Genomic DNA, 26935 nt, shown 5'->3' on the forward strand with positions numbered 1-26935 from the left:
GATGCTGATGATGCTTATCTGATGCTGAAATATTACGCTGCAAAATCCGTGGGCAGCGATGCACAGTGGAGTGATATTTTGCAATAATTTTATGGAAAGGGTGATTTTTATGAAAAGAAGAAAGAGAACATTCACAGCCCTGAGCACCGCTGCGATTCTGACAAGTGTGTGCAGTATGCCCACATTTGTAGCTGGGATTCTGGCAGAGGGGAAGCCGATCCCACAGCTTCTGGAGGAAATGGCGCAGGATACAGATTCGTATTTTCTGCAAACATCCGCCGGCATGTATCATTACCTCACGGAGAATGACTTCTATGCCATTGAACTTACAAAGAAATACTATACGATCCAGTTGGAACAGGGTACTTCTCTCCCGGAGGATGCAGTAACACAGCTGGGAAAAGCACTTTATAAATACGGCAGTACAGATCCGGTTTCCTTGACAGAGGGCGCACCGAACATCACCAATCATTATGTGAATGATGCTTCACTGGAAGATTTGGGAGATGGAACGTATCAGCTGACACTTTCGAAGTATTGTGAAGTGGATGAAGTTGCGCTTATTACTTATTTGCAGACTATTCCCGGATTTGCGTCTATCACCTATGGTGCTGCCGGATATGAATTGACAGATAGCAGTCTTAACCTGGACTATGATTTTGAGGGAAGTGAAAAGCGTCCGGCGGACGGCACTTCGATCACATTGGATATCCAGACAGCAGAGAATGCTGCTTTGACAACGGGAGATTTTGAGGAAAGTCTGGGTGTGGTTTCTGTGGAAATGGTAAACAATAGTACCGAGTACAGAATATCCTTCGATTCGGCACTGTATCAAAGGATGACACGGGGCGAAAGGCTTCAACTAATAAAACAGATAGAAGCAATGGAACAGGTGAAAACAGTGGATCTTCACTGCCAGATGAATGAGCTTGCCTATGCTGTGGTGAACGAGCCAATCGACAACGGCGCCATTCCTTACATCACCCGAGGTGACTGCGATGAGAATGAGACCATTAACGCCAATGACGCTTACCTTGCTCTCCGGCACTATGCCGCAGGGTCTGTAGGCAATGCGTCTGTTCTCTCTGACCGGAATCGTTCTGCCGCAGATATCAACGGAAACGGCAAAGTGGATGCTGATGATGCTTATCTGATGCTGAAATATTACGCTGCAAAATCCGTGGGCAACAGCGCTCAGTGGAGTGATATTTTGCAATAAAAGAATACACCATAGCGCAAAGATGGGCGGATCCGATGGCTTCGGGTTCGCTCGCTTTTATTGGTTCTTCTATAAACACTGCAATGGACAATTTGGCTTCTCCACCCTTGCCTTTTTCCTTGCTTCATGGTATAATACAGATAAACTTTCGACCTTTTTCAAAAGGAGGGATTTCTATGAAGCTTATCCACCTGTCTGACCTCCATCTGGGGAAACGGCTCAACGAGATTTCCTTGCTGGAAGATCAGCGTTACATATTAGAAGAGATCTGCCAGATTCTTCGTCAGGAACACCCTGACGCTGTCATCATTGCCGGAGATGTTTACGACAAATCCATCCCTTCCGCAGAATCCGTGCAGTTGTTCGACCGTTTTCTCTCCCGGCTCGCCGCCATGGAACTGACCGTACTGCTTATTAGCGGTAACCACGATTCCCCAGAGCGTGTTTCTTTCGGTGCGAGCCTCATGCAGCGCAGTCGGGTTTATATTGCCCCTGTATTTGACGGCACCATTTCTCCTGTCATCCTTCATGACCAGTACGGCGAAGTGCGGTGTTATCTCCTGCCCTTTGTCCGTCCTGCCCACGTCCGTGCTCATTATCCTGACGAGGAGATCAATAGCTATGAGGATGCCATCCGTACAGTGCTGGCGCATATTCCTCTGGATCAGACGGTGCGCAATATCTTGGTGACCCACCAGTTTGTGGCCGGTGCCTCCCTGTGCGAAGCCCAGGAACGAGAGATCGGCGGTACAGATCAGGTCAGCGCTGCCCTCTTTTCCGATTTCGACTATACCGCCTTGGGGCATATCCACCGTCCCCAGTCCATCGGCACTGATACCATCCGCTACTGCGGTTCGCCTTTGCAATATTCCCTGTCAGAAATAGGCTATGCAAAATCCATTACCGCAGTGGGACTTGAGGAAAAAGGAAGCGTTTCCATCCGGGAAGTTCCTCTGAAACCGCTTCGGGCACTGCGGGAGATCTGCGGTACTTATCTGGAACTGACGGAGAAAAAGAATTACGAAAATACCAATACCGATGATTATTTGCATATCATCCTCACGGATGAAGAAGATGTCCCCGACGCCATCGGCAAGCTGCGCATGATCTATCCCAATCTCATGAAACTGGACTATGACAATCAGCGAACCCGAACCAGCCAGCAGATCACTGGTGCGGACGATGTACAGGAGCAGAAGCCCTTCGACCTATTTGCTGCATTATATGAACAACAAAACAACCAGCCCATGAGCGAGACCCAGCAGAAATTTTTGCAGAAGCTCATTGACGAGATCTGGGAGGAGGAAGACGCATGAGACCCATTCGCCTGACCATGTCCGCATTCGGTCCCTATGCGGGAGAAGTCCAGCTGGAACTGGAACAGCTGGGTACTCACGGACTCTATCTCATTACGGGGGACACCGGCGCCGGAAAGACTACTATTTTTGACGCCATTACCTTTGCCCTTTACGGCGAAGCCAGCGGCGAAAACCGGGAAAGCTCCATGATGCGCTCCAAATATGCTCTGCCGGAAACACCTACTTTTGTGGAACTGGAATTTCTCTACAGCGGCAAGCGGTATCGTATCCGCCGCAACCCAGAATATCTCCGCCCGGCAAAGCGTGGCGGCGGTACTACAATGGAAAAAGCCGATGCCGTTCTGGAATACCCGGACGGACATGCTGTTACCAAAACAAGGGAAGTCACTGCCGCTGTCCGGGAGATCATGGGCATCGACCGCAGCCAGTTCACCCAGATCGCCATGATTGCCCAGGGGGATTTCCTGAAACTTCTCCTGGCATCTACCGAAGAGCGAAAAAGTATCTTCCGCCAGATCTTCCAGACTGGACGCTATCAGAAATTACAGGAACGGCTTCGCAGTACACACAGTGCTTTACAGTCTCGGTATCAGGAATGCAAGCGTGCCATGGGACAATATTTGCAGCAGGTACAGCCTCCGGAAGATCCGGCACAGGCGGCAACTCTGGTGCTGGCACAACAGGATAGCCTGCCCCTGAGTGAGGCAATTGAACTGATTACATGTATGCTCCAGACCGATCAGGCGGCACAATCTGCACTGAAACAACAGGCGGATGCTCTGCAAAAATCCCATGCAAAAGCCATTGGACAGCTGACATGGGCAAAAGAACTGGAACAGATACAGGTCTCCCTTCGTGCTGAAATCTATGAGCGCCGTCAGCTTCTGGAAAAGCAAGCGCAGCAGCAGGCGAAATTACAGGCAGCACAGCAGGCATTAGAGAAAAACGCTGCCATTCCCGGACAGATCACACAGATCACCCAACAGCTGCCCCAATATGACGCATTAGAACAGAAAAATCGGCAGTTTCGGAAAAAACAGCACCAGTTTCAGGCACTGGAAAGCACCGTACAGCAGCTGAAAGCGCAGCAAGCGCAGATGCAGCAGAAGCTGACCCTTGCCCGTGAGGAATTGAAATCCCTTGCAGAAGCTGGCACACAGTATGAAAAATATAATGCCCGGTATCAGAGTACCGCAGAACAGCTGGAGCGGTTGGAAAATCTGCGCCGGGAAATACAGTCCCGTCAGACTGCGGCGGCAGAACTGGAAAGGGCACAGGAAGATTACGTAAGGAAATCCGGAAAAGCACAGGCGTTCCGGGAGGAATTTACCGCCCAGAACCGTGCATTTCTGGATGAACAGGCAGGCATTCTCGCTGCATCCTTGCAGGACGGCGTCCCTTGTCCCGTATGCGGTGCCACATCGCACCCTCATCCGGCAACTACCTCTGCACAGGCGCCCAGCGAAGCGGAATTGCAGCGGTTACGGGAAAAGAGTGACCAGGCACAACAGCAGGCTGCGGAGGCGAGTGCAGAAGCAGGACGGCTTCGGGGGACGGAAGAAGCCCTGGCGCAGCAGATTGCCCAGATGGCAGCGGCATTGTTGGGAGAGCTTGTTCCCGATGATTTGCCCACAGCGGTATCCCAGAAACAGACTGCGATACAGGCAGAGCGTACCCGGCTGGAACAGGAAATGCAGCTGGAACAGCGCCGCATGAAGCGGAAAGCTGTTTTATCCCGGCAGATCCCGGAACAGGAAGCCCAGCTGGAACAACTCCAACAGAAGTGCGCTGCATCAGAGCCGCAGGTCATCCGGCTGCAAACGGAACTGGAAAATGAAAAAACAACCGTAGTGCAGCTGCGCAGTTCTTTGCCCTACGCCAACCGTACCGAAGCGGAACAGGCAGCAGCTTCCCTAAAGAAAATATATGAACAATTGCAGGTGGCACAGGACAGTGCCGGAAAGCAATATCAGAAGATCGCCGACCAGATCCACACGCTGGACGGACAGATCCAGGCGCTGCAAAAACAGCTGGACGAAGCAGAGCCAATTGTGCCGGAAGAAGTGCAAAAGATGGTACAGGAATTGGAGGAAAAGCAGCGTACTCTGGAGGAAAACCAGAAGCATCTGCATTTCCGGCTGCACACCAATCGCCATGCCCTGGAACAAATTCAAGCGCAGGCGGCACAGTGCACGGAGTTGGAACAGCAGATCATGCAGATCGGTGCGCTGGCAGATACAGCAAACGGCACACTGGGCGGCAAGGAAAAGATCATGCTGGAGACCTTTGTGCAGATGACTCAGTTCGACCGAATTCTCATGCGTGCCAACACACGGCTTATGATTATGTCCGGCAACCAGTACGAGCTGAAACGCCGGACTTCGGCTGGGAATATGCGCAGCCAGAGCGGTCTGGATCTGGATGTCATTGACCATTACAACGGCTCGGAGCGCAGCGTCAAGACACTTTCCGGCGGCGAGGCATTTCAGGCGTCCCTGTCTTTGGCGCTGGGACTGTCGGACGAGATCCAGTCCAATGCTGGCGGCATACAGCTGGATACCATGTTTGTGGACGAAGGCTTTGGTGCATTGGACGAGGATGCTTTGGAACAGGCCATCCGTGCCCTCACAGGACTTGCCACTCAGAACCGGTTGGTGGGGATTATTTCCCACGTGTCGGAGCTGAAAGAAAAAGTGGACAGGCAGATTGTTGTAACAAAAGATCGCACCGGCGGTAGCCGGGTGGAGGTTATCCGATAGACATCACTATCTTACAAAAATGTAAGATTCACCACGGGAAATGTAAGCCAAATCGATGGCGGCACATTTCCCGTTTGTGGTATACTGAAGTTGTTAAAGCAATTCGGAATCGGGAGCTAGAAATGAAGAATTGCGGTTTCTGCTTTGTTACAGATTCCTCTTATCATTTTTCATTTCGAACTTCTCGTTCCAAAAAGGAGGTCATTGCAATGGCAATGTTAGAGGTATCCCATATCAAAAAAATCTATACCACCCGCTTCGGCGGCAATCAGGTGGAGGCACTCCGGGATGTGTCCTTTGTGGTGGAACAGGGGGAATATACCGCCATCATGGGGGAATCCGGTTCTGGAAAGACCACGCTGCTGAATATTCTGGCGGCACTGGATCGTCCCACCAGCGGCAGCGTTCAGTTGGATGGAAAGGATCTCACCCAGATCCGGGAATCCCAGATCGCCGCATTTCGCAGGGACAATCTGGGTTTTGTCTTTCAGGATTTCAACCTATTGGACACTTTTTCTCTGGAGGACAATGTCTACCTGCCCTTGGTGCTCATTGGCAGACCCTATGCGGAAATGCAGCAGCGGCTGGCACCCATTGCCCAGCAGCTTGGCATTACAGAACTATTGAAAAAATATCCTTATGAGGTTTCCGGCGGTCAGAAACAGCGTGCTGCTGTGGCACGTGCTTTGATCACCAATCCCAGACTGATCCTGGCGGACGAACCCACGGGTGCACTGGATTCTCGTTCTACCGACGAGCTGTTGTCTCTGTTCTCTGCCATCAACCAGTCAGGACAGACTATCGTCATGGTGACCCATTCCGTGAAAGCTGCAAGTCACGCCGGACGGGTTATGTTCATCAAGGATGGTCAGGTGTTCCATCAACTGTACCGGGGCAATGATACCAACGAACAGTTCTATCAGAGAATTTCTGCCTCTCTTGCACTTCTGACCACGGGAGGCGAGAACGCATGAAAATGAATTTGTACCCAAAGCTTGCTTGGCACGGCATTGTCAAGAATAAAAAGACCTATCTTCCTTTTCTATTGACCAGCGTTGGCATTGTCATGATGTACTATATTGTCGCCTATCTGACCTACAGCAAATCCGTTTATGAAATGCGCGGTGGTCGGAACTTGCAGATGATTTTGTCCTGGGGCATGGCGGTGACGGCAATTTTTGCAGTGATCTTCCTGTTCTACATGAATTCTTTCCTCATGCGCCGCCGCAAAACTGAGTTCGGACTGTACAACATCCTGGGTATGGGAAAGTGGAACATTGCCCGAATCCTGCTATGGCAGAACCTCATACTCTTTGTGGTCTCTCTGGTGGGCGGTCTGGGATTGGGTATCCTCTTATCCAAACTGGCAGAGCTTTGTGCCACACGAATGTTGGACAATGAAGCGGTTCTGGCATTTTCCATTGAACCTACGGCGGTACGCAATACGCTGCTGCTGACGTTGATTTGTTTTGCTCTGATCCTGCTGTATTCTCTGGGACAGATTCATGTGGCAAAGCCGGTGGAGCTGCTCCGGGGCGAAAAGGTTGGCGAAAAGCCCCCGAAAGCCCGGTGGATTCTAGCAGCGATCGGCGTGATCCTGTTGGGCATCGCCTATTATCTGGCAGTGACCACGGAAGAACCTATAGCATCGCTGAGTGTCTTTTTCATTGCCATTGTGATGGTCATCATTGCTTCTTATTTGCTGTTCATCTGCGGTTCTGTGGCACTGTGCAAAATTCTGCAAAAGAACAAACGGTATTATTATAAGACTAGTCACTTTGTTTCCGTTTCCTCTATGGCGTACCGCATGAAGCGCAACGGCGCAAGTCTCGCTTCCATCTGCATTCTGTCTACGGCGGTGCTGGTCATGATTTCCTCCTCCCTGTGCCTGCGCATCGGTGAAGAAGATATTCTGCTCAGCCGATATCCCAGAGATTTGGAGATGAATAGCTACTCTGCGGATGCAGAATATATCTCGTCCATAGACAATGCCACTGCAGAAGTTATGCATACTTATGACATAACACCGGAAAATGAAATACGCTATCAGGCGTTAAGCATCAGCGGTTTGCAGTATGGAGACAAACTCTCTATGAATCTTAGTGACAGTGGTGTTTATATTGATTATGACAATGTGATTGCTGTCGCAATTTTTACATTGGATGAATATGAAGCACTTTCGGGAAGAACGGAAACTTTGGCAGAGGGGGAAGTGTTGGCGTACATGTTCCGAGGTGAATATGATTATGATACCATCCAGCTAGGTGAACTTGCCCCTTTTCATATTAAGAAACAGGTGGACAATTTTATTGATCTTGGAAACAGCGTGGCCTCTGTCGTTTCCACGATGTATCTTGTAGTGCCGGATACAGATACAATGCAGGAGATTTATAATTACCAGAAGCAGGTATACGGCGACAATGCCTCTGAGATGGAAACCTACTATGGCTTTGACCTGGACTGCGATGAGGAAACCCAGATTGCCATTCTGGATGATATTGACAGCAGCATACAGGCGCTGCAATTGCAGGACGAAGCCTTTCCCAGAGTGGACACCGCCTGCCGTGCGAAACAGCGTTCCAATTTCTATTCTCTGTACGGCGGTCTGCTGTTTCTGGGAATCCTGTTGAGTATTGTCTTTTTGTTCGGCACGGTGCTGATCATGTACTACAAGCAGATCTCCGAGGGCTATGAGGACGCATCCCGGTTTGAGATCATGCAGAAAGTGGGCATGACGCAGAAAGAGATCCGGAAGAGTATTAACTCCCAGGTATTGACCGTCTTTGCTGCACCGCTTTTGGCGGCAGGGGTACACACGGGCTTTGCTTTTCCGCTCATACGCCGGCTGTTGATATTGTTCGGGATGACCAATACGCCGCTATTGGTAGGTGTCACAGTGGGCAGTTTTCTGGTATTTGCGTTGCTGTATGTGCTCATGTACAAACTGACCTCTCGGAGCTATTATCAGCTGGTGAAATAAATGGAGCGACTCATGCGTATGATAACCATGATAATTGGTTTTTCCCTGTTGGCAGTTGTGGCAGTTCCGCTGGGTGTGCTGCTGATTCTGGCGGCAGGCATCTGGAACGGCATGGATTGGATGCTGCAAAAGCTGACGAAAGAAAGGTGAGGGAATATGCGGTTACGAATCCTCTGGCTGCCGTTGTGCTGTATACTGCTGTGTAGTACGGGATGCAGCGGGAAAGATGCCATTTTGCATGGTTATGAAAAAGTCGTTTCTACCATGGGCGCACTGACACGCACCAAAAAATCGGACTTGATTGGAAACCGTACAGACGGCAAAGATGACTATACTGGTGCCTATGCCGCTGCTTGTAAAGCTGCACGAGGAAAAGATGTTGTATTCGGCGGCTGTGATTTACAAACACGTCAATTGAATATCACCGGTTCTGTATCTTGTCAGGCAGGAATCATACAGATTATGATAAAAAATGGAAGTGAAGAAATCTATGTCACCCCTGATGCAAAGGGAAATATTGCAGAAGAAATCACCGGAACAGGTGGTGACTGGTATCTGATCGTGGACTATGCAGACTTTACTGGAACAGTTTCTCTTTGCAGTTCCTATATAGCGTCATAAAAAACAAACCGGACAGTGCGGAAAAATCTCCGTCTGTCCGGTTTTTGATATTATGGTAAAACCATTTAGAATATGCTGTTCCAATCCGGCGCTTTCCCCACAGAAGCGGCCGCATAATAGCAGAGAATGCCATACGCATCGTCACCGTTTATCATGCCGTCGCCGTTCACATCCCCGGCGCAGAACGCAGCCGCTTCGGCAAATTCGTCAGCATCGGGTGCGGTGAGCTTTGCATCCGCTTTGCCCACGGACTGCTCTGCGTAGTAGGCAAGAACACGGTAGGCATCATCTGCATTGACAGCACCGTCACTGTCGATATCGCCGTAGGCGTCCGGGTCGGCAATGCGGGTGAGGGTGTAGGTGGTGGGGGTTGTCTCAGATGCATCACGCACAATGCATTGCGGTATTGCACAGTGCACCTTTTCCACCTGCTGTAAATCCTTGATCGTTTCAAAATACACTTTTGCTTGTTCCGCAGTTTCGCTCAATGAACCAGAAAAGCCGTTATTCACCTGAACTTCATATACGGATTGAGTATCGTTTGCTGTCTCCATTGCATCTCCCACAGAAACCACTTCTGGAATCTGAGAAAAATCCTCCAGCGTCAGCTGTACGCCAGAATCCGTATAGACAGCAAAGCCGCCCAAACCAAAGCTTGTTGTCTGAGAAACAACGCTGTTCATCTGGTATACATGCAAAACGCCGTCTGTTTCATACAATTTCTGTGGGTCAGCCACATCAGCCAGCACAACTGTATGTTCATCAAATTCCGAAAAGTCGAATGTCTGTTCTTCCCAAGGATGTATCTTAGTGACATCAAAACCGTCCTGCCCTGCCGTTTCCAATGCAACGACATTCCAATCTTCCGGCGCAGACGTACCTTCTTCTAATGTAACAGCATAATAATCTGTTGTGCGCTCTTTCCAATAGAAGCAGTTATTGTCAGCGCTGATCGTCAGATAGTCATAATCAATATCGCCTATCTGAAACGTGATCGTATCCTCTGATGCTTTCGTGATCTCTGCCCTGTCTCCATAAGCCGCAGAAACAGGCAAAGCCGAACCGAAGATGCAACAGAATGAAATCGCTGCGGCGAGTGTACTTGTAAAATACTTTCTTCCATTTTTCATAAATATCACCTTTGTCCTTTCTTACTTACCAATCGTATACACCAAGATAATCATTATTGTAGTAGAATTTCAACAAATCAGACGTCACTCTTGTTCCATAAAATCTTCCTAAAGGTTCATAAATACTTGTAAAAACACCAATCGCAGTTTTATACTCTTTCCCTAGACATGTAGTAGTTACATAAATTGGTCCACCGCTGTCACCACCACTGCCATAAGCGTTACAAAGTATCATATATGGGAACCAACGGACAAGGTCACTGACATTTCTTAAATCTTGAATTTGACCATCAGCATAATAACGTATTTGGCAATGAGCATTTGGATTAGATGCTGTATTATCTGGGAATCCACTAATCGTAACAGTTGAATTACTACTCATGAAATTATCCGTTGGAACTGCCAATGGGATTACACCGTATTGTGATAGATCTTCTTCTACATAAAGTAACGCATAATCGTATTCGCCCGAATCATATCCATCCTCATCAAATATATACTGATTAGGAACATGCACTTCTTTCGGTGTAATTGTTTTTAAAACAGCAGTGCAGTTTTCATTATATATTTTAATCCGCATAGACGAAATAAAACCATGATTATACACACAATGTGCCGCAGTTGCAATAGTATGATCATCCACAATAAAACCGCTTCCGCCCACGTCCATTAACTGCACTACTGCTACATTTTCATGATCTGGAACACGATCATCCACAGTGCCAGACCTAGAAGATACAGTTGAAACAATATCTTCTCCATACAGTGTATACGTATCACTTTCTCCTGTTGCATAGACATAATATTGATATGATCTACCATACTCCATCGCATTTACAGTATAAATTTTACCAGCCAAGCCCAATGAAATCGCAATAGTACAAAGCACCGCAGTTGCAAAAGCAATCAATTTTGTTCTCATATGATATCCCTCCTATCTTTTAATACGGTAAAGTGTTAATCGTACCGGTCAGAAACGCCAGCAAGACCTTGCTATCTACCACATCAATTACATAATTCGCATTCGTGTCTGCATTAGTCAGATTTGATAGTTCGCACATACCGTTTAAATAACGGTTCAATGCAACGTTGTCTGACAAGTTCACACTGCCGTCACAGTTAACATCGCCAATCAAATTTACAGCAGATACGGACATTGTGGGCATTGCACCAAGAATCGTACCAAGCAATGCAGCACTTGTGCAGACGGATAAAAGTCTTTTTTTGAATTTCATTTAAATTCCCTCCGATCTTTGTGAATAAGAATGTTTTCGTATACAAGTCATTCGCCGGCATTGACTTTCTGTTTACATTATATCATTTTACATTTTGTTTGTCAACACTCAACATTAAAATTCGTCAATATGCACAAAAATCATCCTATTCCATTTCCATCCGTTCCCGATGCAGATCCAGCCGCACCACAGTTCCCACGTCCACCTGGGAAGAAATTGTAATGGTATGGTTCAGATTGCGGCAGATTCGGCGGCATAGGTACAGACCTATGCCGCTGGCTTTTTTATCGGTGCGTCCGTTATAGCCCGTGTATCCTTTTTCGAAGATCCGGGGCAGATCTGCCGGCTCAATACCAATACCCGTATCCTGGATGCAGAGGATCTCGGGCTGTTCCAGAAAAATGGTGATCGTGCCGCCGGAGGGGGTATATTTCAACCCATTGGACAGCACTTGTTCCAGCACAAACAGCAGCCATTTTTTATCTGTCAGCACACTGCAATGAAGCGGTTCATATTCCAGCCGAATCTTCCGGGTAATAAATTGGGACGAAAACCGGCGTATTGCCTGATGCACGATCTTGTCCAGGTCATATTCCGCAAAGAGATAATCTGTGGAATCTGAGTCCAACCGCAGATAGCACAGTACCATTTCCACATACTGCTCTACACGCTGGAGATCTTCCAGTAACGCCCGGCTCTGGTGTGTATCCTCCGCCTGGAGATGGAGCCGCATGGCGGCAATGGGCGTTTTGATCTGATGCACCCACGCCGTATAATATTCCATCATTTCCCCATAACGCCCCTGCCAGTCTTGTTCCAGATGCTGCCGCTTGTGGAACAGATCGTGCAGCAGGATCTGATAGTCTTCTTCCAGAGGTGTGCACGCCTCCGGCAGATGTTCTAAGGTAATGCTTAGTTCTTGCTGGATCTGTTTCAGAATATGGTGCTTCTTTCGGAAATGTATATAATCCCATATCAAAAATGCAAGACAGCCAATGCCGCTCAGAAGCGCCGCATAGCCTATTGCCATGAGGGGCAGGTGGTATAAATAAAATATCAGGCAAAAGATGCCGCAGCAGAGAAGAAATACGGCAATGTTGCCTTTTTTTGTTTTGATATAATTCCAGAATAAATACATAGGGTTCTCCTGTTCAGGGGTGATTTTTGAGAAAAGCGATCATGATGCACTGCACTTCATTCCACCAGATATCCCATTCTCACTTTGGTGTGGATGAAGTCATGCAGTCCCGCCTGATCCAGCTTTTTTCGCAGTCGGTTGACGTTGACTGTCAGCGTATTTTCGTTCACAAAACTGTCTGTCTCCCAGAGCCGCTGCATCAGTGCCTCCCGGCTGACTACTTTGCCCTTGTGCTCCATGAGCATCTGTAGGATCCGGTATTCGTTTTTGGTCAGGTCAATGCGCTGTCCATGATAAGTCAGCACCGCATCGGCAATGTTCAGCATTGCCTCCCGATGTTCCAGCACAGAGACCTGTCCGCCGAAATCATAGGTGCGCCGCAGAAGTGCCTGGATCTTCGCCAGGAGCACATTCCAGTCAAAGGGCTTTGCAATAAAATCATCTCCGCCCATGTGGATCGCCATGATCAGGTTCATATTGTCCGATGCAGAGGATAAGAACACAATGGGTACTTTGGAAACCTGACGGATCTCCTGACACCAGTGATAGCCGTTATAACATGGCAGCGCAATGTCCATGAGCACCAGATGGGGCTGAAATGCGGAGAATTCCGCCAATACTTTCCGGAAATTTTCCGCCACGTGTATCTCAAAATCCCATTGTTCCAACTGATGCCGCAGTGCGTCGGCAATACTGCGGTCATCCTCTACCAGAAAAATTCGATACATACTGTTCTCCTCAATCCCACCAGAAATACCACACTGTGGACTGTTCCAGCGTTTTCGCCAGTGCCGGAACAGATTCTACGCCTTGGTACACAATATCCTCGCAAAACATGAACTGTTCCTGTGCGAGCTGTATGGCCGCTTCTCCTTCTCCCACCGGCTGCGGCACGTACAATTCCAGGGTATCATGTCCGATACAGCCTGGCACTGCGCCGTATTTCTCGTACCAATGCTTGAGAACTGCCATGGCTTCTTCTGGCATGGGACAGGCATTCCAGCCGCCGAAGGGAATCCATGCCAGAACTTCCCATGGATTTTTTGTGGGTATCTCTGCCAGGAGAACCGGTGCTTGTTTTTGCAGCATTTGCTTTAGCAGATTCATCCGCAAAGACAAAAAACGATGTGTAACCTCCATCTCTGCCGGCGCAGGTTCTGTCAGCACCTGCAATCCCTCCGGGTCATTGCTGCGCAGATCCGTTTCCCATTGTGTGAACATCTGTTCCAGCCATGCTTTACCGTCCAGCTGCGCCGGGATCTCCATATGGCTCTGTCCCTCCGGCAGATTTTCTTCCATCATCTCCAGCAGCAGATCATCGCAGATCATCAAAACCGGCGTAAAGCCCTGTTGTTTTCCCCATTTCAGTGCCTCCTGGTATGCGTCCCACATATCTTCCAGATCAATGGGATCTTCTGCCTGGGGCAATTCCGTCACGGGACATTGCAGCAAATCACTGATCTGCTGGGCAATAGTCAGCTCCGGTGTTTCTGGTGTCGGAGACGGCTGAGGCTCTTCGTTTTTGTGAAACAGATTCTTGAAAAATGACATGATAATTTTCCTTTCTGATTTATATTTCAGTCCAACATTTCATTCGTGAGCGCAGCGAACACCGCCATTCCTCATTGCAAATGTTCCACGCCACACACGGTCAGCACCTCTCCCTGGACGGTGAACTTTACTTCCAGATCGGCGAAGCGGAAACCATACACACGTTCCGGGTCATGTTGATAAGAAGGGCGTGGATCTTGGGCGAGCACCTGGGTCAGTCCCTCTTGCAAATGGGACGGCACTTGTTCCAGCCACACCGCCGGGAAAACCACTTCTAGTCCATGCGCCGCTGCATCCACAGCGAAGCCGCCCTTTGCTTCGGGATGGCTGTCAATGTGTGGCAGATAGGGCTTGATATCATAAATCGGCGTACCATTCATGAGATCTGCGCCGGAAATCACCAGAAAGGGTGCTTTGTTCCCATGGAGTACAATTTCGTCCAGCTGCACCACAGAGAGCCCCATGGGATTGGGGCGAAAGGGCGAGCGTGTGGCAAAGACGCCCATCCGGGTATTGCCGCCCAGTCTTGGCGGACGGACGGTAGGCGACCAGTTTTCACGGATAGCTTCGGAAAACTGCCAGATGAGCCAGATATGAGAGAAATCCTCCAACCCCCGGAACGCATCGGGATTACGGTACGGCGGTTCAAACACGATCCGGGAAGGAAGCTGTACTAGACCACTCTGCCGGGGAATACCAAATTTTGTGGGGAAATCGTTTTCAATGTGGGCGATAATTTTCATGGGGTGCTCCTTTTCAGTATGTTTATTTCATCATAGCATATTTTCGGGGAGATGTCCAGCAAACAGAAAAAAGCGTACCAGATCGGCACGCTCTTTGTGCGGTATTACCTTAGGTTTTCCGGCAAATAAGATTTACGATTCGTTGATATAATAGGCTTAATAAATTACCGCTATAATTCGGAACACCATATCCTACAATGTTAGAATATGTAAGAGGATAGCGATTTCTGGCAACGACATTTCCACTGGTATTTGCTTCAATTGTGTGCACATAGCCGTCAGAAACATCGGTAACAATTCCTGCATGACGATGGCTGTTGCTGGTAGAGGAATAAAAATAAATAATATCCCCACGCTGCGGCGTATAGCTTGCTCCATAATACGGACCATCGTGCCATACATCCTGGCTTTTGAAAAAATCAATCTCATCAATTGTCCCGGCAGTTCTCTTGATCACACTGCTTGAAACGCCTGCCTGTATTGCACACCAAGAGACAAAAGCCTGACACCATGCGTAATGATAAGAGCTGTCTATCTGGTATAGGTCTATATCATATTTCGTATCATTATTGTTTCCAGATGTTCTACCCTCCAGACCGCTTTCATGATAGCCAACCTGCGTTTCAGCTATAGCGACAATATCTTCCCGTTGGTTTCCAGTGTTGGTATGCGTGTTCTCATAAGCCGCACTGACCCACAATCCCGAATACATTCCCAACATCATGACTGCTGCAGCCATCATCGCAGTCCACTTCATAAACCAACGTTTCTGCCTTTGCGCTATTTTCATAAAAAATGCCACTCCTTTGAAAAATCCATCTTCCGACGTATTTCTACACTTTAAATACAACAAACGATGTATTCCCAAAATATAATACTACATTTGTTGTAAAAAATCAAGTGTCTGTCCGTGTTTGTGGTATAATTTTGGTGAAATCAATAAATGGGAGCGAGTGTTATTATGCAACATTACCAGCGGATTCGGGATCTGAGAGAGGACAGCGACCTGACGCAGGAGGCATTGTGCAAAAAGCTGTATATGCACAAAACCACGTATACCAACTATGAGCAGGGGAAACACACTGTTCCGTTGGATTTCGCTGTTTTGCTGGCGGATTTTTACGGAGTCAGTATCGACTATATTGCCGGCCGCACCAATAACCCAGGGGATAGTCACAGTCTCTCACTGCCGGATGATACCCTCAATGTGCTGGAAAAATACACTGCCCTCACAGAACGCAACAAGGGCAGACTGGAACAATTTCTGGACACATTATATGAACAGCAGGCTCAGCAAAAAGAAGCACAATGAAATTTTCCATATCATGAACAAGAAAAGCGTACTGCATCCCGACGGTATGCTTTTTTGTTGTCCTAGCATTCTGTATTTTCCTGCATATCTTTCCCAGATTCGGGCATACTCCTACTATCGCAGACATAGAAAGGAGCGTATTGCAATGAATTACTTGCAGATTGAAAAGATTGTAGGCAGAGAGATCCTGGATTCCCGTGGTAATCCAACCGTTGAGGCAGAGGTGACCCTCCTGGACGGCACAGTGGGCAGAGGCACTGCACCCAGCGGTGCCTCCACCGGGGAATTTGAAGCCCTGGAATTGCGGGACGGCGATTCTGCACGCTATCTGGGAAAGGGCGTCACCAAAGCGGCGGAGAATATCAGTACCATAATTCATGCCACCCTCCGAGGGATGGATGCCTCGGATATTTATGCGATTGATCGTGCCATGATTCAGGCGGACGGCACAAAGGATAAGTCCAATCTGGGTGCAAATGCCATTCTCGCCGTTTCTATTGCCGCCGCAAGAGCCGCATCCATTTCCTTGGATATTCCCCTATACCGGTTTCTGGGCGGCACTTCTGGGAACCGTCTGCCGGTGCCCATGATGAATATCCTCAACGGCGGTGCCCATGCAGCAAATACCGTGGATGTACAGGAATTCATGATTATGCCTGTGGGTGCACCCAGCTTCAAAGAAGCCTTGCGCTGGTGTGCGGAGGTGTTCCACGGTCTAGCATCCCTGCTGCGCTCTAGAGGTCTTGCGACTTCTGTGGGAGATGAAGGCGGTTTTGCGCCGGATCTGGCAAGTGATGAAGAAGCCATCCAGTATATTCTCATGGCAGTCCAGCAGGCAGGTTATGAGCCGGGCAGGGATTTTATGATCGCCATAGATGCCGCCGCCAGCGAATGGAAAAGCGGTAAGCCCGGAGAGTATGTGCTCCCCAAGGCGGGTACGCATTTTACGTCAGAGGAATTGATTCTCCACTGGAAGCATCTGGCGGAAAAGTACCCCATTATCTCCATTGAGGATGCTCTGGATGAAGAGGACTGGGAGGGCTGGAAAAAGCTTACCCAGGAACTGGGGGATAAGGTGCAGCTGGTAGGCGATGACCTGTTTGTGACAAATACAGAGCGCCTGGAAAAGGGAATCCGTTCTGGCTGCGGTAATTCCATTCTGATCAAACTGAACCAGATCGGTTCGGTTTCAGAGACGCTGGAGGCAATCAAAATGGCACATGCGGCAGGCTATACGGCAATTGCATCCCACCGCTCCGGCGAAACGGAGGACACAACCATTGCAGATCTGGCAGTGGCGTTAAATACCTGTCAGATCAAGACTGGCGCACCCAGCCGTTCTGAGCGTGTGGCAAAGTATAACCAGCTGCTGCGGATCGAAGAAATGCTGGGGGACAGTGCAGTGTATCCGGGCGTGAACGCATTTCATGTGAAGCGTGGTCAATAATTACAGAATATTGATGCCAAAACGGGCGAACCTGATAAAATGGGTTCGCCCGTTTTGTTATGGCAATACCACACAAAGATTGTGCGTCAGATGCGCAGTCAGATTTTTCGTCAGATGAAACAAAAAGCGGAGTGAATACTTTGTGTATTCACGAGCATTTTTGTGAAATATGACGGAAAAGATGCAAGCATATGACGTGCAAAGCCGTCAGGCGTTCTTTGTGCGGTATTGCCTTATAATTGATTTTGTATGGTGTTGCTTTTTGGATTTACGCAGTCTGTGCAAACTGTGACCGATACAGATCCGCATAGAATCCGTTCTTCGCCAGAAGCTCGTCATGAGTGCCCTGTTCGATAATGTCGCCGTCCTTCATGACCAGAATCAAGTCTGCATTGCGGATGGTGGAGAGCCGGTGGGCAATGACAAAGCTGGTTCTTCCCTCCATAAGATGATCCATTGCCTTTTGGATCTGGATCTCTGTCCGGGTGTCTACGGAAGAAGTCGCTTCGTCCAGGATCATGACCTTGTTGTCTGCCAGAATCGCCCGGGCAATGGTCAGCAGCTGCTTTTGTCCCTGGGAGACATTGCTTGCATCCTCGTTCAGCTCCATATTGTAGCCGCCTGGCAGCTGCCGGATGAAGCTGTCAGCATGAGCTGCCTTTGCAGCTGCAATGACTTCTTCGTCTGTGGCATCCAGTCTGCCGTAGCGGATGTTCTCCATAATGGTGCCCTGGAACAGCCAGGTGTCCTGTAAGACCATGCCGAATGCTTCTCGCAGATCATTTCGATTGAAGTCCTGGACATTGTGTCCATCCAGAAGAATAGCGCCGCTGTTGACATCGTAGAACCGCATGAGAAGCTTTACCATAGTGGTTTTGCCTGCACCCGTAGGTCCAACAATGGCGATCTTCTGTCCTGGCTTTACATCGGCGCTGAAATCGTGAACGATCAGCTGTTCTGGATGATAGCCAAAGGAAACGTGCTGGAAGGAGACTGTGCCGGTGATCTGTTTCGGCTGTACGGGATGTTCAGCAGTCTGTACCTCTTCTTCCTCTCCCAGAAATTCAAAGACACGTTCTGCTGCTGCTGCCATAGACTGCACCTGGTTCAGCACCTGGGCGATCTGCTGGATTGGTTGGGTGAAGTTCTTCACATATTGGATAAAGGCCTGGATGTCGCCGATGGTGATAGTACCCCGGATCGCCAGCAGACCGCCGGAAAGTGCCACAGCAGCATAGCCCAGATTGCCTACGAATACCATAATGGGGTGCATCAGACCAGACAAGAACTGAGATTTCCAGGCGGAACGGTATAGGGTGTCGTTGGTCTCCTGGAACTTCTGGATCGTCTCCTGTTCCTTGTTGTATGCCTTGATGACCGTGTGGCCGGCATAGGTCTCCTCTACCTGTCCGTTGATGTGTCCCAGATATTCCTGCTGCTGCTTGAAGTATTTCTGGGATTTCTTTACCACCAGGGAAATGAGGGCGATGGAGATGGGCAGAACGACAAGTGCGATCAGAGTCATGAGGGGCGAAATACGCAGCATCATGACCAGAACACCTATCATAGTCGCTACAGAAGTGATGATCTGTGTAATGCTCTGGTTCAGACTCTGTCCCAGAGTGTCCACATCGTTGGTGATCCGGGAGAGCACTTCGCCGTAGGTACGGCTTTCGAAGTATGCCATGGGCATCCGATTGATCTTTTCGGAGATATCCCGGCGCATCCGGTAGCACACCTTCTGGGTAACACCGGTCATGAGCCAGCCCTGAATGAAGCTGAACAGGGAACTGAACAGATACAGTCCCAGCACAAACAGCAGGATCTGTCCGATCTTGGTGAAATCAATGCCGCCAGTGCCCTGGATTTTTGCCATGAGTCCGTTGGACAGCTCTGTTGTTGCCTTACCCAGAATATCCGGACCAATCACGCTGAACACAGTGGAGAGAATGGCACACAGAATCACGACAACAACTGCTGCATGATATTTCTTGATATACACGAACAGCTTTCCGATAGAGCCTTTAAAATCCTTGGCTTTTTCCACGGGCATCTGACCGCCGCCGTGCCGGGGCATTCCATGTTTTCTTTCATTCGCCATCTGTTGTCACTCCTTCCTCGGATGTCTCTAATCCCAGTTCCTCTGCGGAGAGCTGGGATTTTGCGATCTGCTGATAAACCTCACAGTTGTGCAGCAGTTCCTCGTGAGTACCCTTTCCGACGATTTTTCCTTCTTCCAGCACCAGGATCTGGTCTGCATGGAGAATGGTACTGATACGCTGTGCTACAATAATGACCGTGCTGTCCTGTACCTGAGATGCCAGTGCTTTTCGCAGTGCTGCATCGGTTTTCAGATCCAGTGCCGAGAAGCTGTCGTCAAAGACGAACACCTTCGGCTGCTTTGCAATGGCACGGGCAATGGTCAGACGCTGTTTCTGACCGCCGGAAACATTTGTACCGCCCTGTGAAATGACGCTGTCGTATTTGTCCGGCTTTTCTTCGATAAAATCAGCCGCCTGTGCAATTTCAGCCGCCTGCCGGATCTCTGCGTCTGACGCGTCAGGACATCCGAAGCGCAGGTTCGTGGCAATGGTACCGGAGAACAGTACGCCCTTCTGGGGTACAAAGCCGATCTGCTGCCGCAGTTCCTTCAGTTCCATTTGCCGGATATCCACGCCGTCCAGGGTAATGCTTCCCTCTGTTACGTCGTACAGACGGGGGATCAGGTTCACCAGAGTGGACTTGCCGCAGCCGGTGCTGCCGATAATAGCAGTGGTTTTTCCTGGTTCTGCGGTAAAGTCCAGATCAGTCAGTGCGTCCTCTTCTGCATTGGGATAGTGGAAATGCACATGGTCAAACCGCAGCACGCCGTGTACCGGTTTTGGATTTTGAGGTTGTTCTGCTTCTTGGATGGAAGTTTCTGTTTGCAAAACTTTATCGATTCGTCCGGCAGCAACAGAAGCACGAGGCAGCATGACGGACATCATGGTCAGCATCAGGAATGACATGACGATCATCATGGAATAGGTGATGAATGCTGTCATGGAACCAACCTGCATCACACCGTCGTCGATACGGTGTGCACCGACCCATACAATGAGAATGCTCAGGCCGTACATGATCATCATCATGATGGGCATCATGAAGGTCATGACCCGGTTGACAAAGAGGTTTGTCTTGGTCAGATTACGGTTTGCCTGGTCGAAGCGTTCTTCTTCTGTTTTTTCCCGGCAGAAGGCACGAATGACCGGCAGTCCTGTCAGGATCTCACGGGAAACCAGGTTCACCCGGTCTACCAGCACTTGCATTTTCTTGAACTTTGGCATAGCAATGGACATGAGCACGCCCACGATACCCAGAATCACAAGCACAGCCAGGACAATGACCCATCCCATGCCTGCGCCGGTGTTTACGACCTTGATGATGCCGCCGATGCCCAGTACCGGAGCATACAGAAGCATCCGCAGGAAGATTGCTGTAACCATCTGCACCTGTTGAATATCATTGGTGCTTCTGGTGATCAGAGAAGCAGTGGAGAATTGATCCATCTCTGCACCGGAGAAGTGCATGACTTTGGAGAACACTTTCACTCTCAAATCACGTCCTACGCCTGCACCCACACGGGATGCCAGATAGCTGACGCCGATGGCAGTTACCATCATGACCAATGCCATGAGCAGCATTTTGCCGCCGGAAATCCACAGATAGGTTTTCTGAAGGTGATCCATATCCAGTCCGGCATCCCTGTCGCACTGTACGGCATAGGCAATGCCCATGGACTCCACAAGAGAACTGCCCATGGTATCCAGCATATCTTCCAATTGGGTGCGCATGTCGTTCAGGACAGTATCATTCATTTGACCGCTTTCCTGCATGGCAAGGAACAGGGGACGGACATCGACGCATGTGACTTCAGTCTCGTTGCCGTCTTCGTCTTCTTCCGTCCGGACGAAAGGCTTCAGTTCCACGCCCATAGATGCACCGATCTCTTCGATACTCATCTGCGCCAGCTGATCTGCGGCGGCAGGGTCGCTCTGCTGTGCCACGATCTTCCGGAAACTGTCTTCGTCTACCATGGACATCTCATAGTTGAGCAGGATGGGGATCATCAGTTCCTCATCCAGTTCGTCCAGTGTGTCTCCGCTCAGATCCTTTTGACCGCAGAGTTCGCCTTGAACCTCATATGCGTCCTCCCACTGCTTCTGTTCCTCTTCTGTCATGAAGATCTGTGCTGTATGATATTCTGTCAGCGTCATTTTTTCCGGCAGAAGATGTTCTACGCCGCTGTTCTGGATGCCCACATCGATGATATTCGAAGTGTACTGCGGCAGGGACAGGTCGCAAAACGCCTGCACAATCAGCAGCAGCAAGATCAGTAGTGCTGACTTCCAGTAAGGCTTTAGGTTTTTGAAAAGTTTACCCATTCGTTTCTGCTCCTTTCTTCATCTTTTCCAGCTGGATTTCAGCTGCTTCATATAGCCGTTCCATCAGCAGGATCAGTTGTTCCATTTCTTCTGGTGCGAACTGCTCCCGGATCCCCTGGTGGAACTGTTCCAGTACGCGGTCTGCTTCTTTAATGGTCAGCTGCCCTTCCTGGGTCAGCGTTACATAGGTATTGCGTCGGTCTTCCTGGCTCACGTCTCGTCGGATGAGTTCCAGTTCTTCCAGACTGCGCAGTGTCCGTGATACTGCCGGCTGTACCACATGCATTTCCTTTGCCACCGCAGAGACGGTGAGGCCGCCGCTGTATTTCTTTTGCAGGCAGCGTATGGTGAACAACACCATATAATCGTGCCGTGCCAGCGGCAGCAAAGTAAATACATTCAGATTGTGAAACCGGTTTGTAATGGACAGAAAGGTTTCTAACGGATCTGCCATTTTCACACCCTCTTTCCCAATTCTATAACAACGTTATCAAATAACGTTGTTTTATTATAACGTATGTTATTTTTATTGTCAACGGCTTTTCTGTCGTTTTCATGGAGCTGTCACAAAAAAAGTGCATTCCGCTGAAAAGCTGCGGAATGCACGAAAAAGTTTTATTCAATTTTTATCCGAATCGTTTCCCCAGTTCTTCCCGGACACGCCGGGAAATTTCTGCCGTATGATCCGCTTCGCCTTCCGGCAGGGAGATGAGAAGCAGTGTCCGTACGGACACAACCAGGTCTACCAGTGCCAGCAGAACGATGCCGGTCAGAAACTTATTGGAGATCCCCGGGGGAATCCGGTGAAAAACTGCCATGAGAAAAGGGTTGATCTGATATAATGCAAATGTTCCCAGCACGCCGAAAGGCAGCATGGTCTCCAGGCAGATCCTGCCATGAAGATTGAATTTCATGTCATGATAATCCCACCAGCGGGTGTGGAACAACCGTTCCATGAGCACACTGACGGTGTATTCCAGCACACTGCAAAGCAAGATGATGGAGACAAAGACATACCAGAAGCCGTGCCTTGTGTTCTGGAACAGCATGGTGATGCCTATGAGTCCGATGCCGTAGATCGGACAGCACGGTCCCAGCAGAAACCCCCGGTTTGTGATATGGCGTTCCCGTACGCCCATGTACAGGGTCTCCATGCACCATCCCAGTGTGGAATATGTAAAAAAGAGCAGAACATAGTCTGCCAGGCTCGATACCATAAAATTATACCCTCCTTTTTCGTCCTAGTGTTTTGGCATGACGCCAGAATCCTGAGACTGTCTCCAACGTAGAGCAGTACTTGTCCGCAAGGCAGACGATGATTGCCTCCCGGGAACGCGGCACAAACCGCAGCGTCAGAGGCCACATATGGGTGCGGATAATATGCTGAACTTCCGGGCTGATATGAAATCGCATCGCTGCATTCCGGCAGGCAATGCGAGGATGGGCAAAGCCGTGAAGCGTACCCTCGTCCTGGTGGGTGTGCCAGTCATACAGATAAAAATCGTGCAGTAGTGCGCCCACAATCAGGTTCTTATAGTTGATACGAAGATGCAGATGTTCTGCGATGGCGCAGCTGGCAGAAACCACAGAGAGGCAGTGCTCTAAAGTCGTGGTAGTGCCGTGCTGGATGAACTCATCCATGGAACAAACGGCGCGGTCTGATAGATAAGCAGACAGATGCGCCTGTACCTTATCCGGCTGTTTCATATTTTGTAAAGACATGTGATTCCTCCTGTTATCTTCAGACGGCACTTAAGCTTTTCTACATTATAGCTGATTTTTGTCGTATTGTCAACAAATTCGGTGTTATTTTTTTCTTATTGTTCCCGAAAAAACGTCATATTTTCTTTGAAAATTCTTACAAAATGACGAAAACACGTCTCCTCTGTCGGTAGTGTTCTGTGAGAAATTCAACGAAATTCACAAAAATGGTTGACCATCTCGAAAAAATATGGTACAATAAAAAACGAATGTGCATGGAAGGTGCCTGTTTCCAGGTGACTGATGCAGTGCAAAATCAAAGATCCTAGGAGGAATCATTTTGAAGTCTTTTCATATATTACTTTTTGCTGTTGCAGCTGGTGCAGCCCTTTGCCTGGGCGGGATGACTGCTGCAGCAGAAGAAACTGCCATGGAAACGCCTTTGGTCGCTACGGCAACCACAGACCTGGAGCCAGTGGATGCGGTGCCCGATACTTGGGTCACCAACAGTGCCGGTGCGCTGGTCTATTATGATGCGGCAGGCAACATCGTTACAGGAGAAGCTGTTATTGACGGCGAGACTTATCTTTTTGCACCGGATGGCACGCTTCGTACCGGATGGCAGACTGTGGGTGGTGTGCGGCGGTATTATGAACCGGAAACGGGGATTGCCCGGACAGGCTGGATCCGCTATGGAGAAGGGTACTATTATATAGATGCAGATGCCGGAAAGCTCATAGGCACTCAAACGGGGCTTGTGACGCTACAAGGAGAGGAAACAGATGCGGACACCTTGTTTCTGCTGGATGAACATGGCGAATTGCAACTGGGATTCTTTACGGACGAAAGCGGATGCCGCTATTATTCCGGAGAAACCGGCGCGGCAGCTGTGGGCGATGTGCAGATCGATGGTACATGGTATCAGTTCGGAGCAGACGGCGTGCAGGCCACCGGCTGGACAGAAATTGGCGGCAAGACATATTATTTTGATCCCAGAACCGGAAACAGTCTCACGGGGCTGTGCCGGATTCAAGGGGACTTGTATGAAATCACACCAGAAGGCGGCGTGCAGACAGGCTGGCAGACGGTGTCAGGTGAAGTGTATTATTTCGATCCGGATGCCGGGACGGCAGTTACCGGAATGCAGACGATTGACGGGAAAAACTGTTATTTTTATGGAGACGGCACAATGCTCTGTAATGGCAGTATTTTAATCGACGGCGTGGAATATCAAGCAGCAGCGGACGGCACTCTGACTGTTGAAAAAACTGCTGTTATGGGTACGTCACGGGCAACTGCTGCGCAAATGACCGCTTATCTGAAGTCGGTGAATCCCAATGTATCTCAGAGTGTGTTGGATATGATTCCTTATTATCTCAGCGAGGGCGAAGCAGAAGGTGTTCGGGGAGATGTGGCATTTGCACAGTCTCTTTTGGAAACGGGAAATTTCACCTTTCAGGGCTCGGCAGTGACGTTGGATCAGAATAATTTCTGCGGCATGGGCGTCACGAGCTGCGGTATGAAGGGCAATTCTTTTGCCACGCCGCAGCTGGGTATTCGTGCGCAGATCCAGCATCTGAAAGCCTATGCGGATACCGGAGACCTGGTGCAGGCGTGTGTTGACACGAGATTCCGCTATGTGCAGCGAGGTTGTGCACCTTACGTGGAATGGCTGGGCATCCAGGAAAATCCCTACGGCAAAGGCTGGGCGGCAGGTGCTGACTATGGTGCAAAAATTCTGCGGATCTTATTAGCAATTTTGAGAATGCCGAAATGAAATATGCAATGAATGTATGATTTATGATGTATAAAAAACCGGACGGTTCCTTTTGCACAGGGAACTGTCCGGCTTTTTTTATGCTTGGATGAGTGCGGCGATAATGGTTCTCGCAGCCTGTTCAGGGAGTGCCGTCAGTTTGAATCGCTGCTGCCGAGGGCCGTTACAGACCAGATAAAGATGCCCTACACCGTATTGCTTTTGCAGGGGTGTCTGTTTGAAATCTGCCCGGACAATGTGGCTTCGCTGGACGGTAATGGTGTGGAATGTGAACCATCGGCTGAAATGGAATTGAACTGTTTCACCGTCCATTGTCACATATTGCGTCATCAGGGAGACAATTCGGATCAGCAGCAGCCATACCAGAGGGATCACCAGCATGACCGAGAAAAAGCGGATCATGGAGTCGAATTCAGGCAGAAGCCGCAGCAGCAGGAATCGTACCGGGAGAATGGCACACAGTCCGATGACCGGCGGCCAGACAAATGACCAGAAAAAACGCAGGTTTGAACGGGCGATCATACGGGGATTTTTCAGGATCTGGGCGGCATGAAGTTTTTGCAGCAGCGCCTGAGAAGAACGCTTTCGCACCAGAGGGATGAGCACAGGCAGAGTGTCCCGGCGGCTTCCATAGCCCGGACAGCGGATGTGTAAGGAGACCATACCGCAGATCTTCATGATCAGGTTCTGCCGCAGGTCGGGAAAAACAATGGCAGAGTCTCGAAGATGATATCGCCGCCGGGTGAGGATCCCCATGTGGACAGAAATAAATTGACTGCCGAATCGGATACGGAATCTGGCATATCGCAAGAGATTCCGCCCGAAGGAGATCAGCCACAGTGACAGGATCACGATGCCGATGGTGATGGCAATACGAGGAACACCGTGAAATGCCGAGGAAGCTCGTTCTGTGGCATCCTCCAAAAGCTGCTGTGCCTGGAACTGCTCCAGCAGATCCGATGTGATCCTGCCGCCTTCGAAAAAGAGGGCAGCAATGTACAGGGCGCCGGAAAAGCTGCTGGAAAACAGTGCCGAAAAGAGCAGCACACGCCATGCCGGGGTGTGATATGCCACGGCCTTGGAACTGTCGTTTTGCAGTACGGGAATATGCTGCCGCATATGGTGCAGATCCCGGAGATAGAGGATCAGTTTCATGTCTGCCTCGGGGACAGCGCCGGACGCTGTGCTGATCTGTAACCGGACGGCACGGATGGGGCGCAGATAAAAGGAGTGTTCTTCCACAGTGCAGGTGATGCGCTCCAAAGGGATCTCCGTGCCCCTTTGCAGCAGCAGACCGCTTTGAGAGTGAATGGAGACTTCGTCAAAGTAGTAGATACAGGACTGCCACCGCAGCGTACCGATCCCCAGGATCAACAAGGCAATGAGCAAGTCAAACCATGTACCGGCGCCCCAGTCAATAAGATTTTGCAGGGAAAAGGGGTAAAAACGCAGACTGCGCAGTAGGGGGAAAATCAACAGCCAAAGGTTCTTGGCGCTGTAGCGCAGGATCTTGATAGGATGCTCCCGATAAATGGTGACATCCGGCGGTGCATTTATCGACATGCGTTCCTCCTTTCCG

Annotated in this window: 24 protein-coding genes; 10 read left to right on the forward strand and 14 right to left on the reverse strand. The window is 49.5% G+C overall.

Annotated features, from left to right (window positions below; genetic code table 11):
* Positions 1-109: 109 nt before the first annotated feature.
* The 7 genes from QZ375_RS01855 to QZ375_RS01885 all read left to right on the forward strand — a co-directional run bounded on the left by QZ375_RS01855 (position 110) and on the right by QZ375_RS01885 (position 8898).
* Positions 110-1219, forward strand: a complete 1110-nt coding sequence (locus QZ375_RS01855; protein ID WP_295214361.1) for a dockerin type I domain-containing protein — start codon at positions 110-112, stop codon at positions 1217-1219.
* Positions 1220-1395: 176 nt separating this feature from the next.
* Positions 1396-2535, forward strand: a complete 1140-nt coding sequence (locus tag QZ375_RS01860) for an exonuclease SbcCD subunit D (protein ID WP_295214364.1) — start codon at positions 1396-1398, stop codon at positions 2533-2535.
* Entirely contained in the window at positions 2532-5297 is a 2766-nt protein-coding gene (locus tag QZ375_RS01865) for an SMC family ATPase (protein ID WP_295214367.1), read from the forward strand. Before QZ375_RS01860 ends, QZ375_RS01865 begins: the two co-directional genes overlap by 4 nt.
* 209 nt (positions 5298-5506) lie before the next feature.
* Positions 5507-6271 carry an ABC transporter ATP-binding protein gene (locus QZ375_RS01870; RefSeq protein WP_295214370.1) on the forward strand — a complete coding sequence of 255 codons (765 nt, stop codon included), beginning with the start codon at positions 5507-5509 and terminating at the stop codon, positions 6269-6271.
* Positions 6268-8277 (forward strand): FtsX-like permease family protein, encoded by a 2010-nt coding sequence (locus QZ375_RS01875; protein WP_295214372.1) that lies wholly within the window; start codon positions 6268-6270, stop codon positions 8275-8277. Before QZ375_RS01870 ends, QZ375_RS01875 begins: the two co-directional genes overlap by 4 nt.
* Positions 8278-8289: 12 nt before the next feature.
* Positions 8290-8427, forward strand: coding sequence for a hypothetical protein (locus QZ375_RS01880; RefSeq protein WP_295214375.1), 138 nt, complete (start codon positions 8290-8292; stop codon positions 8425-8427).
* Between the two features lie 6 nt (positions 8428-8433).
* Positions 8434-8898: a hypothetical protein gene (locus QZ375_RS01885; protein ID WP_295214377.1), complete on the forward strand. Its 465-nt coding sequence runs from the start codon at positions 8434-8436 to the stop codon at positions 8896-8898.
* 65 nt (positions 8899-8963) lie between these two features.
* Here QZ375_RS01885 and QZ375_RS01890 read toward each other — a convergent pair whose 3' ends face one another.
* The 8 genes from QZ375_RS01890 to QZ375_RS01925 all read right to left on the reverse strand — a co-directional run bounded on the left by QZ375_RS01890 (position 8964) and on the right by QZ375_RS01925 (position 15485).
* Entirely contained in the window at positions 8964-10028 is a 1065-nt protein-coding gene (locus QZ375_RS01890) for a hypothetical protein (RefSeq protein ID WP_295214380.1), read from the reverse strand.
* Positions 10029-10053: 25 nt separating this feature from the next.
* Positions 10054-10950: a trypsin-like serine protease gene (locus tag QZ375_RS01895; RefSeq protein ID WP_295214383.1), complete on the reverse strand. Its 897-nt coding sequence runs from the start codon at positions 10948-10950 to the stop codon at positions 10054-10056.
* A gap of 19 nt (positions 10951-10969) precedes the next feature.
* Entirely contained in the window at positions 10970-11263 is a 294-nt protein-coding gene (locus QZ375_RS01900; protein WP_295214386.1) for a dockerin type I repeat-containing protein, read from the reverse strand.
* Between the two features lie 145 nt (positions 11264-11408).
* Positions 11409-12401 (reverse strand): sensor histidine kinase, encoded by a 993-nt coding sequence (locus QZ375_RS01905; RefSeq protein ID WP_295214389.1) that lies wholly within the window; start codon positions 12399-12401, stop codon positions 11409-11411.
* Positions 12402-12457: 56 nt separating this feature from the next.
* The gene (locus QZ375_RS01910; protein WP_295214392.1) at positions 12458-13129 is read right to left on the reverse strand and encodes a response regulator transcription factor; all 672 of its coding nucleotides are present in this window, start codon (positions 13127-13129) and stop codon (positions 12458-12460) included.
* 10 nt (positions 13130-13139) lie between these two features.
* A complete protein-coding gene (locus QZ375_RS01915) occupies positions 13140-13952 on the reverse strand; it encodes a DUF4253 domain-containing protein (protein ID WP_295214395.1) in 813 nt (270 codons plus the stop codon).
* A 71-nt stretch (positions 13953-14023) separates the two neighbouring features.
* The gene (gene tsaA / locus QZ375_RS01920) at positions 14024-14695 is read right to left on the reverse strand and encodes a tRNA (N6-threonylcarbamoyladenosine(37)-N6)-methyltransferase TrmO (protein WP_295214398.1); all 672 of its coding nucleotides are present in this window, start codon (positions 14693-14695) and stop codon (positions 14024-14026) included.
* 109 nt (positions 14696-14804) lie between these two features.
* Positions 14805-15485, reverse strand: coding sequence for a CHAP domain-containing protein (locus QZ375_RS01925; RefSeq protein WP_295214401.1), 681 nt, complete (start codon positions 15483-15485; stop codon positions 14805-14807).
* Between the two features lie 171 nt (positions 15486-15656).
* Here QZ375_RS01925 and QZ375_RS14225 point away from each other — a divergent pair, with 171 nt between their 5' ends.
* Both QZ375_RS14225 and eno read left to right on the forward strand, forming a co-directional pair.
* On the forward strand, positions 15657-16007 hold the full coding sequence (locus QZ375_RS14225) for a helix-turn-helix transcriptional regulator (RefSeq protein ID WP_365728022.1): 351 nt from the start codon (positions 15657-15659) through the stop codon (positions 16005-16007).
* A 145-nt stretch (positions 16008-16152) separates the two neighbouring features.
* Positions 16153-17454 carry a phosphopyruvate hydratase gene (gene eno / locus QZ375_RS01935; RefSeq protein ID WP_295214403.1) on the forward strand — a complete coding sequence of 434 codons (1302 nt, stop codon included), beginning with the start codon at positions 16153-16155 and terminating at the stop codon, positions 17452-17454.
* Positions 17455-17722: 268 nt separating this feature from the next.
* Here the strand turns inward: eno and QZ375_RS01940 are convergent, their stop codons facing one another.
* The 5 genes from QZ375_RS01940 to QZ375_RS01960 form a co-directional block, all read right to left on the reverse strand.
* The gene (locus tag QZ375_RS01940; protein WP_295214406.1) at positions 17723-19555 is read right to left on the reverse strand and encodes an ABC transporter ATP-binding protein; all 1833 of its coding nucleotides are present in this window, start codon (positions 19553-19555) and stop codon (positions 17723-17725) included.
* Complete coding sequence (locus QZ375_RS01945) at positions 19545-21878, reverse strand: ABC transporter ATP-binding protein (protein ID WP_295214410.1); 2334 nt, start codon at positions 21876-21878, stop codon at positions 19545-19547. Before QZ375_RS01945 ends, QZ375_RS01940 begins: the two co-directional genes overlap by 11 nt.
* A complete protein-coding gene (locus QZ375_RS01950; protein ID WP_295214413.1) occupies positions 21871-22332 on the reverse strand; it encodes a MarR family transcriptional regulator in 462 nt (153 codons plus the stop codon). The genes QZ375_RS01945 and QZ375_RS01950 overlap by 8 nt, the downstream gene beginning before the upstream one ends.
* 172 nt (positions 22333-22504) lie before the next feature.
* On the reverse strand, positions 22505-23095 hold the full coding sequence (locus tag QZ375_RS01955) for a putative ABC transporter permease (RefSeq protein ID WP_295214418.1): 591 nt from the start codon (positions 23093-23095) through the stop codon (positions 22505-22507).
* A gap of 4 nt (positions 23096-23099) precedes the next feature.
* Positions 23100-23600 (reverse strand): HD domain-containing protein, encoded by a 501-nt coding sequence (locus QZ375_RS01960; protein WP_295214423.1) that lies wholly within the window; start codon positions 23598-23600, stop codon positions 23100-23102.
* A gap of 319 nt (positions 23601-23919) precedes the next feature.
* On the opposite strand from QZ375_RS01960, the gene QZ375_RS14230 reads away from it, so the two are divergent.
* Positions 23920-25356: a glucosaminidase domain-containing protein gene (locus QZ375_RS14230; RefSeq protein ID WP_365728029.1), complete on the forward strand. Its 1437-nt coding sequence runs from the start codon at positions 23920-23922 to the stop codon at positions 25354-25356.
* A gap of 78 nt (positions 25357-25434) precedes the next feature.
* On the opposite strand, the gene QZ375_RS01975 is transcribed toward QZ375_RS14230, so the two are convergent.
* Entirely contained in the window at positions 25435-26919 is a 1485-nt protein-coding gene (locus QZ375_RS01975; RefSeq protein WP_295214428.1) for a PH domain-containing protein, read from the reverse strand.
* Positions 26920-26935: the final 16 nt, after the last annotated feature.

It is taken from the genome of Ruminococcus sp. (genome assembly GCF_019417665.1).
Classification (GTDB): Bacteria; Bacillota; Clostridia; order Oscillospirales; family Ruminococcaceae; genus Ruminococcus_C.

Bases quoted from the DNA above. Each gene is read 5' to 3' on its own strand.
- eno (WP_295214403.1), top strand. From the start codon at position 16,153: ATGAATTACTTGCAGATTGAAAAGATTGTAGGCAGAGAGATCCTGGAT.
- QZ375_RS01860 (WP_295214364.1), top strand. From the start codon at position 1,396: ATGAAGCTTATCCACCTGTCTGACCTCCATCTGGGGAAACGGCTCAAC.
- QZ375_RS01905 (WP_295214389.1), bottom strand. From the start codon at position 12,401: ATGTATTTATTCTGGAATTATATCAAAACAAAAAAAGGCAACATTGCC.
- QZ375_RS01890 (WP_295214380.1), bottom strand. From the start codon at position 10,028: ATGAAAAATGGAAGAAAGTATTTTACAAGTACACTCGCCGCAGCGATT.
- QZ375_RS01960 (WP_295214423.1), bottom strand. From the start codon at position 23,600: ATGTCTTTACAAAATATGAAACAGCCGGATAAGGTACAGGCGCATCTG.
- QZ375_RS01865 (WP_295214367.1), top strand. From the start codon at position 2,532: ATGAGACCCATTCGCCTGACCATGTCCGCATTCGGTCCCTATGCGGGA.
- QZ375_RS01945 (WP_295214410.1), bottom strand. From the start codon at position 21,878: ATGGGTAAACTTTTCAAAAACCTAAAGCCTTACTGGAAGTCAGCACTA.
- tsaA (WP_295214398.1), bottom strand. From the start codon at position 14,695: ATGAAAATTATCGCCCACATTGAAAACGATTTCCCCACAAAATTTGGT.
- QZ375_RS01925 (WP_295214401.1), bottom strand. From the start codon at position 15,485: ATGAAAATAGCGCAAAGGCAGAAACGTTGGTTTATGAAGTGGACTGCG.
- QZ375_RS01885 (WP_295214377.1), top strand. From the start codon at position 8,434: ATGCGGTTACGAATCCTCTGGCTGCCGTTGTGCTGTATACTGCTGTGT.
- QZ375_RS01880 (WP_295214375.1), top strand. From the start codon at position 8,290: ATGCGTATGATAACCATGATAATTGGTTTTTCCCTGTTGGCAGTTGTG.
- QZ375_RS01915 (WP_295214395.1), bottom strand. From the start codon at position 13,952: ATGTCATTTTTCAAGAATCTGTTTCACAAAAACGAAGAGCCTCAGCCG.
- QZ375_RS01910 (WP_295214392.1), bottom strand. From the start codon at position 13,129: ATGTATCGAATTTTTCTGGTAGAGGATGACCGCAGTATTGCCGACGCA.
- QZ375_RS01855 (WP_295214361.1), top strand. From the start codon at position 110: ATGAAAAGAAGAAAGAGAACATTCACAGCCCTGAGCACCGCTGCGATT.
- QZ375_RS01895 (WP_295214383.1), bottom strand. From the start codon at position 10,950: ATGAGAACAAAATTGATTGCTTTTGCAACTGCGGTGCTTTGTACTATT.
- QZ375_RS01900 (WP_295214386.1), bottom strand. From the start codon at position 11,263: ATGAAATTCAAAAAAAGACTTTTATCCGTCTGCACAAGTGCTGCATTG.
- QZ375_RS01955 (WP_295214418.1), bottom strand. From the start codon at position 23,095: ATGGTATCGAGCCTGGCAGACTATGTTCTGCTCTTTTTTACATATTCC.
- QZ375_RS01975 (WP_295214428.1), bottom strand. From the start codon at position 26,919: ATGTCGATAAATGCACCGCCGGATGTCACCATTTATCGGGAGCATCCT.
- QZ375_RS01875 (WP_295214372.1), top strand. From the start codon at position 6,268: ATGAAAATGAATTTGTACCCAAAGCTTGCTTGGCACGGCATTGTCAAG.
- QZ375_RS14225 (WP_365728022.1), top strand. From the start codon at position 15,657: ATGCAACATTACCAGCGGATTCGGGATCTGAGAGAGGACAGCGACCTG.
- QZ375_RS01870 (WP_295214370.1), top strand. From the start codon at position 5,507: ATGGCAATGTTAGAGGTATCCCATATCAAAAAAATCTATACCACCCGC.
- QZ375_RS01950 (WP_295214413.1), bottom strand. From the start codon at position 22,332: ATGGCAGATCCGTTAGAAACCTTTCTGTCCATTACAAACCGGTTTCAC.
- QZ375_RS01940 (WP_295214406.1), bottom strand. From the start codon at position 19,555: ATGGCGAATGAAAGAAAACATGGAATGCCCCGGCACGGCGGCGGTCAG.